This is a genomic window from Paenibacillus sp. F024, from assembly GCF_057814255.1.
In genome coordinates this window covers 1-7,816 of record NZ_JBVASZ010000068.1, presented here as the reverse complement: position 1 = coordinate 7,816, position 7,816 = coordinate 1, and the positions used below count along the sequence as shown (strand labels likewise).

Annotated in this window: 7 protein-coding genes, 8 tRNA genes and 1 rRNA gene; 5 read left to right on the top strand and 11 right to left on the bottom strand. The window is 53.6% G+C overall.

Translation table 11 applies throughout. The features are described 5' to 3' along the window. Positions 1–171: 171 nt before the first annotated feature. Positions 172–1,296, bottom strand: a complete 1,125-nt coding sequence (locus ACZYR9_RS26895) for an ABC transporter ATP-binding protein (RefSeq protein ID WP_488981433.1) — start codon at positions 1,294–1,296, stop codon at positions 172–174. Positions 1,297–1,387: 91 nt separating this feature from the next. Further along, entirely contained in the window at positions 1,388–2,482 is a 1,095-nt protein-coding gene (locus ACZYR9_RS26890; protein WP_488981432.1) for a PucR family transcriptional regulator, read from the bottom strand. A 191-nt stretch (positions 2,483–2,673) separates the two neighbouring features. Here ACZYR9_RS26890 and ACZYR9_RS26885 point away from each other — a divergent pair, with 191 nt between their 5' ends. From ACZYR9_RS26885 to ACZYR9_RS26865, 5 genes are read left to right on the top strand one after another with little or no spacing between them, the layout of a single operon-like run. Next, on the top strand, positions 2,674–3,678 hold the full coding sequence (locus ACZYR9_RS26885; RefSeq protein ID WP_488981434.1) for a lactate racemase domain-containing protein: 1,005 nt from the start codon (positions 2,674–2,676) through the stop codon (positions 3,676–3,678). Between the two features lie 23 nt (positions 3,679–3,701). Continuing rightward, the gene (locus tag ACZYR9_RS26880; RefSeq protein ID WP_488981431.1) at positions 3,702–3,953 is read left to right on the top strand and encodes a hypothetical protein; all 252 of its coding nucleotides are present in this window, start codon (positions 3,702–3,704) and stop codon (positions 3,951–3,953) included. A 21-nt stretch (positions 3,954–3,974) separates the two neighbouring features. Beyond that, positions 3,975–4,367, top strand: coding sequence for a hypothetical protein (locus ACZYR9_RS26875; protein ID WP_488981430.1), 393 nt, complete (start codon positions 3,975–3,977; stop codon positions 4,365–4,367). Between the two features lie 8 nt (positions 4,368–4,375). Continuing rightward, positions 4,376–4,972: a gluconate 2-dehydrogenase subunit 3 family protein gene (locus ACZYR9_RS26870; protein WP_488981429.1), complete on the top strand. Its 597-nt coding sequence runs from the start codon at positions 4,376–4,378 to the stop codon at positions 4,970–4,972. Continuing rightward, positions 4,969–6,537 carry a GMC family oxidoreductase gene (locus tag ACZYR9_RS26865; RefSeq protein WP_488981428.1) on the top strand — a complete coding sequence of 523 codons (1,569 nt, stop codon included), beginning with the start codon at positions 4,969–4,971 and terminating at the stop codon, positions 6,535–6,537. Before ACZYR9_RS26870 ends, ACZYR9_RS26865 begins: the two co-directional genes overlap by 4 nt. A 364-nt stretch (positions 6,538–6,901) precedes the next feature. Here the strand turns inward: ACZYR9_RS26865 and ACZYR9_RS26860 are convergent. From ACZYR9_RS26860 to ACZYR9_RS26820, 9 genes are all read right to left on the bottom strand, one after another. Then, positions 6,902–6,977: transfer RNA gene (locus ACZYR9_RS26860), tRNA-Lys, on the bottom strand. A gap of 9 nt (positions 6,978–6,986) precedes the next feature. Continuing rightward, positions 6,987–7,072, bottom strand: a tRNA-Tyr gene (locus tag ACZYR9_RS26855). A gap of 14 nt (positions 7,073–7,086) precedes the next feature. After that, positions 7,087–7,162 (bottom strand) — tRNA-Phe (locus ACZYR9_RS26850). Positions 7,163–7,176: 14 nt separating this feature from the next. Next, positions 7,177–7,253: transfer RNA gene (locus ACZYR9_RS26845), tRNA-Asp, on the bottom strand. 13 nt (positions 7,254–7,266) lie between these two features. Further along, a tRNA-Thr gene (locus ACZYR9_RS26840) sits at positions 7,267–7,342 on the bottom strand. A gap of 6 nt (positions 7,343–7,348) precedes the next feature. Continuing rightward, positions 7,349–7,424, bottom strand: a tRNA-Val gene (locus ACZYR9_RS26835). 62 nt (positions 7,425–7,486) lie between these two features. After that, positions 7,487–7,563: transfer RNA gene (locus ACZYR9_RS26830), tRNA-Met, on the bottom strand. A 12-nt stretch (positions 7,564–7,575) separates the two neighbouring features. Further along, positions 7,576–7,663, bottom strand: a tRNA-Ser gene (locus ACZYR9_RS26825). A 67-nt stretch (positions 7,664–7,730) separates the two neighbouring features. Further along, positions 7,731–7,816, bottom strand: a 23S ribosomal RNA gene (locus ACZYR9_RS26820); the annotation flags it as partial.

The window sequence follows — 7,816 nt, the reverse complement described above, 5'->3', positions numbered from 1 at the left end:
GTCGATACGCTTTTACGCACAGATTTCGCCATACGCAAGTATCCTAGCTACGCGGGGACTTGGCTCCTCCCGCGACCGGACTTTCACCGGCTAGAAGATGCGTGCTTAGCTGGGCACGCCAAATGAAAGAAGGCCAACCCCTTAAGGTTGACCTTTGAAAGCTCGTTCAGATTAAGAATGAAGCAGGATGGAAGCCGTTGTTTCTTTATCGAAGAAATGAACTTTGTTCATATCAATAGCCAATTTCACATTCGTGCCTTCTTTAACGCCTGCGCGTCCGTCAACACGAGCCACTATGCTTTGCGTGCCGATCCCGTTGAGGTACAAGAACATCTCGTGACCCAGGTTCTCAGCCACCTCGATATAAGCGTTCACGATCGTGTTCGGCGAAGCCTCCATAAAGATCGCTTCTTCGTGGAAATCTTCCGGACGAACGCCCATCACGACTTCCTTGCCTACATAACCTTTTTCACGCAAAATCTTCGCTTTTCCTTCCGGTATCAATACATCAATACCAGACGCTTTGAAATGCAGGCTGCCGCCTTGATCGGTAAATCCGCCGGTAATGAAGTTCATGGACGGGGAACCGATAAAGCCCGCTACGAACATGTTCACCGGATGATTGTAGATTTCTTCCGGCGTAGCCGCCTGTTGAATGATGCCTTTATCCATAACGACGATCCGGTCGCCCATCGTCATCGCTTCCGTCTGGTCATGCGTTACGTAAATGACGGTTGTCTCAAGACGTTTGTGCAATTTGCTGATCTCCGCACGCATCTGTACGCGCAGCTTGGCGTCCAGGTTGGACAGCGGTTCGTCCATCAGGAACACTTGCGGCTCACGGACAATCGCACGACCCAAGGCTACACGCTGACGCTGACCGCCGGAGAGCGCCTTTGGCTTGCGGTCCAGCAAATGCTCGATATCGAGAATTTTGGCCGCTTCGCGAACACGGGCATCGATGTCGGCTTTCTTGAATTTACGAAGCTTCAAACCGAAGGCCATGTTTTGATACACGTTCATGTGAGGATACAACGCGTAGGATTGGAAAACCATCGCGATGTCGCGATCTTTCGGTGCTACGTCATTCACCAAACGGTCGCCGATATACAGTTCGCCTTCCGTAATTTCTTCCAGACCGGCAATCATGCGAAGCGTGGTCGACTTACCGCAGCCGGAAGCGCCTACGAGAACCAGAAATTCTTTATCTTTAATATCAAGATGAAAGTCCTTCACCGTTGCTTCTTCAGCACCAGGATATCTTTTAACGACGTGGTTTAAGCGTACACCTGCCATGAATAATTCCTCCTACGGGTTAGTATCGTGATATGGTTAAATCATACCCTACCCGGCCGTAAGATGACTATGCACAATCTTCACAAAAAAATTACTTTCTTTTCGTTACTTTATACAATAGCATGGCTATTTTGACCAGCACCGCATGCTGGAAGGTCCGAACGTCCAAGCCCGTTTCCTGCTTGAATTTGTCCAGTCGGTACAGCAGCGTGTTGCGGTGAATATACAGCTTTTTGGCGGTTTCGCTGACGTTGCAGTCGAGCTGGAAGAAATGCTCGAGCGTCGTCATGGTCTCCGGGTCGAACGCCAAGTCCAGACGTTTGGCAGCGCGCTCCAAAAAGCCGGTCTTCTCCGCCTCGGGGATCAGATGCACCAGCTTCTCAAGCTGAAGCTCCCACGGCAAATGCGTGTTGCCGCCCACATGATACGTCCGTCCCAGCATCATCGTTTCCCGAAGCTGCGATATAGCCGCATAGAGCGACTTGGAAGGAAGAACCGGGTAATGAACAGCCAGGTGACACTCGCCCACCCATTCGTTTTCCAGCATTTCATGCAATCCATAGCCCACCGCCGCAAGCAGATCCTCCTGCGTTTCTTCCTCAGGGTCGCGTTCGGCTTTGTCATCTATGGAGAGTATTTTTTCCGGCGCCAGCATGAGCCATTCTTTATCTGTCAAAGGAATTAAAGTGATTTCGGCATCAAAAAACGATTCCAGCAGCTTCTTCAGCTCATGGTACTGCACTCGGCGGGCCGTCGTGTGATCGACGTACAGCAGCAGCGGAATTTTAACGGAATACAGAGCCATCTGTGACACCAGCGTATCCGGCATCTCGGCTTGAACCAATCCGAGCTCCTGCTGCTCGCGGAACCACTCGCGCACCAGCCCCGCCTTGCGCTCCAATTCGCTTACGGAAACCGGATTTTTTTTGTCCTGTGCTTTGCGCGTTTCCAGCATCAGCTCGACAAGCCGGCGTTCCATCGGAGTGACCGCATCCTCCTGTACCGTTAAGAGACGGGCGTCCTGTCCTTCCTTCTGTACGAAAAAGAACACTTCCCCATCCTTAGCCAAGCTCCCCGCGCCGCTCTCATGAACAGCGTGCCGCCAGTCCTCCCATAACCACTTGGCCGGTTTGACCGGAACGTTCAACGTCTTCTCGAGCTGCTCCCTTACCAGTTCCCAATCCATCTCCTGGCTCCCAACCTTCTATATATTATGAAGATGTTTTCGTTTCCCTGTTCTATATTGTAGCATAACTGCCATGCCGTAAAAATAAAAAGGACACGGGGGCCGAATAATGGCGCCTCACCCATTCAGGATAAATTATTAGGTTATGGTAATAATTTAAAGGTCTGTATCCATCATGATTCTAACCCACGATCAAGGAGGGCAAGGTCATTCCAACCTTACGTTACGGTACGGGGACCATCTCTTTTGAAATCCCCTCGACCTGTTCTTACGAAACGATTACTTATGTGCAGGACCGAGCCTACAGAGGGCATGACCACTCTTTGCGTCAAATCCGGGAAGCGCTTGAGGCGCCGGTCGATTCGCCCAGGCTTCGGGAGCTGGCCGACGGTCATAACCGGGCGGTCATTCTGGTCAGCGACGGTACAAGGCTTTGTCCGACACCGCTGCTGCTGGAACCGCTGCTCGATGAGCTCGGGGCGGCAGGTATTCAAGACGACGGGATCGATATTATCGTAGCGCTCGGGGTTCATCGAAAGCATACCGAACAGGAGCTGCGAAGACTGGTGGGGGAGACCGTGTACAGGCGTATAAGGGTACACAATCATTCTCCTCTGCCCGAGGATTGCGTGCGTGTCGGAACGACCTCACTAGGCACACCGGTGGAAATCAACCGGAGAGTAGTCGAAGCGCCGCTGCGCATCGCTTGCGGCAACATCGAACCGCATGCCCTGGTCGGTATCTCCGGCGGAGTGAAGGCGCTGATTCCCGGCGCTGCCTCGCAGCCCTGTATCGAGCATAATCACGGACTATCCCTTCAGTACCGCGCAGCGGCGGGAGATCCGGATAATCCGATTCACCGCGATCTTGAAGAGGCGCATGCCTTCGTTCCCATTCATTTTCTCCTCAACGTAATCGTTGATATGGACAGGTGTGTGCTGGGTGCCGCTGCCGGGCATTTATCCAAGGCCCATCGTGCCTTAGCGGCTCTTGCCGCTGCCCGATTCGTGCTTCCCGTGCGCAAACGGTACGATCTCGTCATCGTCGCTCCCGGAGGGGACCCTAAAGACCGCCAGCTTTATCAAGCGATCAAAGCTCTGCGCAATGCCGCCGCATTTACCAAGCCGGGAGGGACGATCTTGATGGCCGCGGAGCTATCCGAGGGGATAGGCAACGGAATATCCAATACTGGGTAGAAACGATAACGGATCGTCAGCAGATGACGGCTAAGCTGAAGCGGCACTTTGTGCTCGGCGCCCATAAAGTACTTCACGTGGACGAAGTGCTCAGCAGCCATCCGGTGTATTTGCATTCTTCCCTTCCCCATCCAATGACGGAGCTTCTGGGCTTCCATCCGGCGGATGATCTGGAAGCGGTTTTGAATCAGCTGTTGAAGGAACCTTCCCTGGAACTGGCCGTCATGCCGTTCGGTTCCTTAACTTTTCCCGGGCGTACAGAGCCCCAAGCTTAATCTCAGATGGAGGCGATCCCTATGCATTGGTCCGGCTGGCCTTTGGAGCGCGTTGTATTTTTATTCGTCGGTATGGCCTTTTTGGCCGTTTGGGTACAGGTCACGCTTTCGCATTACCGTCAGAATTTCCATCACAAAGCGATGTGGTCCCCTGTCATTTCTTCGCCCGTGTACAGCTTGGCAGCCATATGGATCGCCATCTCCCGTCCGGATTGGCTGCTGTCCTTGTTCGTCTTTTTGATGTGGCTCGGGGTGCTATCCGGCGCTATCGGATTCTACTATCACTTTCATGGCGTTGGCCTGCGTGTCGGCGGCTACAGCATGCGCAATTTTCTGGTCGGTCCGCCTGTCGTCATGCCTATGCTGTACATCGCGATCAGCGTACTGGGCTTGATCGCTTACTATTGGAGGTAAAACCACCTATGAAACGTCTAAGCCGCTATCCCTCCTACAATGTGATGAACGAGCAGCATGCATGGGACGACCATACGAGAAAAATTGTGAACTCCCGCCTGCAAGTCTCCGGAACCCATACTTTCCTTACGACAATAGAAGCGGAAATGCTAAGGGCTTGGTGCAGCCGGTTAATGGATGACGATCGTCCGGAGATCATTCAATTCGTGCTTGATCACATGGATCAGTCACTGACCTCCGGAGAGGAAAGCCAGCGCAAGCCAGGCATTCCCCCCGCCCCGGCATTGGTTCGTCAGGGACTGCAAGCGTTGGAGACCGCATGCCGGTCTATACATACGGAGCTTTTCTTTCATCTAAAGGAGGAGCAGCAAAAACAGCTTATGGAAGAGGTCAGCCAAGGCGAAGCGGTTCCCCGCGAGGTGTGGCGGGACGTAGCCCAGCAGGTTTTTTTCCAAAAGCTGCTGACCTTGAGTATCGAAGCCTATTATTCCCATCCGGAGGTTTGGTCTGAGATCGGGTACGGCGGACCGGCTTACCCTCGCGGCTACGTACGTATGGAGCAGCTCGATCCTTGGGAAGCGAAGGAGGAGCAAAGAAAAGGATGAAGCGTCAATATGAGGGCGAGACGGTGGACGTTGTCATTGTGGGAGCAGGCGCGGCAGGCGGGGTTCTGGCCAAGGAGCTCAGCGAGTCCGGAATGCGTGTTGTCGTGCTGGATGCAGGGCCGTTTCGCGATCCGCAGCACGACTTTGCCAGTGATGAGCTGGCCATGAATCGGCTCGGCTGGCAGGACACGCGCATCGTGGACGGTGCCGATCCGCTCCAGATGGGACATAACAATTCCGGCAAGGGCGTAGGCGGAGGAACGGTGCATTTTACCGGCGTCTTCCTGCGTTTTCACGAGACGGACTTTAAAGCTAAATCGCTTGACGGTGTAGGGGAAGATTGGCCGATCGGGTATGCAGACCTTGCGCCTTACTACGATAAAGTGGAAAAAGAAATCGCCGTATCGGGTCCGAAGCATTTCCCCTGGGGATCATTCCACGGTCCTTATCCGTACCCGGAGCGTGATCCGATCAGCATGAACGCCCAGTTGTTCGCCAAGGGCTGCGAGAAGCTCGGCATCCGTTGGACGGTCAGCCCGCTCGCCATCCTGTCTGCGCCCTTCGAGGACCGGCCGCCCTGCATTAACCGCGGCTTCTGCACGCAGGGCTGCATGCCCAACGCCAAATTCAGCACGCTGATCGTTCACATTCCCAAAGCCATTCAGGCCGGAGCCGAGGTCCTTGCCGATTGCATGGTCACTCAGGTAAACGTAGGGAAGAACGGCAGGGCGACAGGAGTCACCTTCATTCATCAAGGTACGACTTATGAGCAGAAGGCTAAACTGGTCATTGTATCCGCGTATGTCGTGGAAACACCACGGCTTCTGCTCAACTCGGCCAATGCGCAGTTTCCGGACGGCCTGGCCAACCGCAGCGGCTGGGTGGGCAGAGCGTTCATGACGCACAGCAGCAATGACGTCTACGCGCGGTTCGACCATGATGTACGGCTGTATAAAGGAACCCCGGTGCTTGCGACGACGCAGGATTTTTATCATCTATCAGGCGATGTCGCACGCGGCTACACGCTGCATGCCCACGGTGTCAGACCGCTCAGCTTTGCCAAGGGGATCTCCAAGTCGGACGGCAGCCGCCCGGTCTGGGGCACGCGCCTGCGCGAGGCGATGCTTGACTATAACGCCTATGCACGCATCACCATGGTAGGTGAAGTGCTGCCGGACCCCGGGAACACCGTCACCCTGAGCGAAGGCAAGGATGCCAACGGCATGCCGCTGGCCAAGGTCACCTTCAGCTACGGCAATAACGATAAACGGCTCATTCAACATGCCGTAGGTACAATGAAAGACATCCTTGAAGCCGCCGGAGGCAAGCCGGAGTTCGTCGTGCCCGATACAGCCCATCTGATGGGCGGCTGCCGTATGGGATCGGACCCGGACAGCTCTGTGGTCAACTCCTACGGCCAGACGCACGATATTCCCAATCTGTTCGTCTGCGATGCCAGCATTTTTGTTACTTCGGGGGCGGGCAATCCGACGAATACCGTCATGGCGCTGGCCTCCCGTACAGCAGACTATATTAAAGAAAAAGCAATGCGTATGGAGCTATAGTCTTCTTCTTTCATACAAAACCGCTGCGGCAAGGGGCCGCAGCGGTTTTGTATGAGAATCGGATCTGCTTTGCCGTAATTTGCTCTCCCGTATCTGGCCGGCATATCCCTGTTTGCGAAATGATCGGTTGATTTTTGTCGGATAATACCTTAACCGATGTTCACAGGTAAAGCATATGTAAACGGGTTACGGTTATTTTTTCGCCAGCCTAGGCACTCGTAGCTTGCACATCCCAGGTCTCTGCTGCTGTAGTTTATGGGTTACTTTATTGTACGTGGCTTACTTATCCATAGAAAAGAAGTCGATATACTTTCCTAATACAACAAAAAAGAGACCTTCTCAGGTCTCACTACTTTTCACCAAATGGTGAGCCATGTAGGACTCGAACCTACGACACCCTGATTAAAAGTCAGGTGCTCTACCAACTGAGCTAATGGCTCTTATGTAACTGGTGGAGGCTGATGGATTCGAACCACCGAACTCGTCAGAGAACAGATTTACAGTCTGCTGCGTTTGGCCACTTCGCTAAGCCTCCGAATTAAAAACCTATGGTGGCTCGGGACGGAATCGAACCGCCGACACGAGGATTTTCAGTCCTCTGCTCTACCGACTGAGCTACCGAGCCTTATGTAATTTTAATGGCGGAGCCGACGGGATTCGAACCCGCGGTCTCCTGCGTGACAGGCAGGCATGTTAGGCCTCTACACCACGGCTCCGCATTAGGATTACTGGTGCCGCCGAGAGGACTTGAACCCCCAACCTACTGATTACAAGTCAGTTGCTCTACCAATTGAGCTACAGCGGCATATGATGGTGGAGGCTGACGGGATCGAACCGCCGACCCTCTGCTTGTAAGGCAGATGCTCTCCCAGCTGAGCTAAGCCTCCATCAGGTAATAAATACATGTCGAATCATAGCATAACTTTACATCCAAAATCAATTCGAAAAATGGTAGCGGCAGAGGGGATCGAACCCCCGACCTTACGGGTATGAACCGTACGCTCTAGCCAGCTGAGCTACGCCGCCATAGTTAGCAAACGGAGAGAGAGGGATTCGAACCCTCGCACCACTTACGCAGTCTAACCCCTTAGCAGAGGGTCCCCTTGAGCCACTTGGGTATCTCTCCAAGCTCAAACAAATTCAAGACTTGCGCCCTGAAAACTGGATCGAAACAAATCATGCTGATCATTGTTTTGGATAAGCCCTCGACCGATTAGTATTCGTCAGCTCCACACGTTGCCGCGCTTCCACCCCGAACCTATCTACCTCGTCGTCTACA

Bases quoted from the DNA above. Each gene is read 5' to 3' on its own strand.
- ACZYR9_RS26880 (WP_488981431.1), top strand. From the start codon at position 3,702: ATGACGGCTAAGCTGAAGCGGCACTTTGTGCTCGGCGCCCATAAAGTA.
- ACZYR9_RS26870 (WP_488981429.1), top strand. From the start codon at position 4,376: ATGAAACGTCTAAGCCGCTATCCCTCCTACAATGTGATGAACGAGCAG.
- ACZYR9_RS26865 (WP_488981428.1), top strand. From the start codon at position 4,969: ATGAAGCGTCAATATGAGGGCGAGACGGTGGACGTTGTCATTGTGGGA.
- ACZYR9_RS26890 (WP_488981432.1), bottom strand. From the start codon at position 2,482: ATGGATTGGGAACTGGTAAGGGAGCAGCTCGAGAAGACGTTGAACGTT.
- ACZYR9_RS26875 (WP_488981430.1), top strand. From the start codon at position 3,975: ATGCATTGGTCCGGCTGGCCTTTGGAGCGCGTTGTATTTTTATTCGTC.
- ACZYR9_RS26895 (WP_488981433.1), bottom strand. From the start codon at position 1,296: ATGGCAGGTGTACGCTTAAACCACGTCGTTAAAAGATATCCTGGTGCT.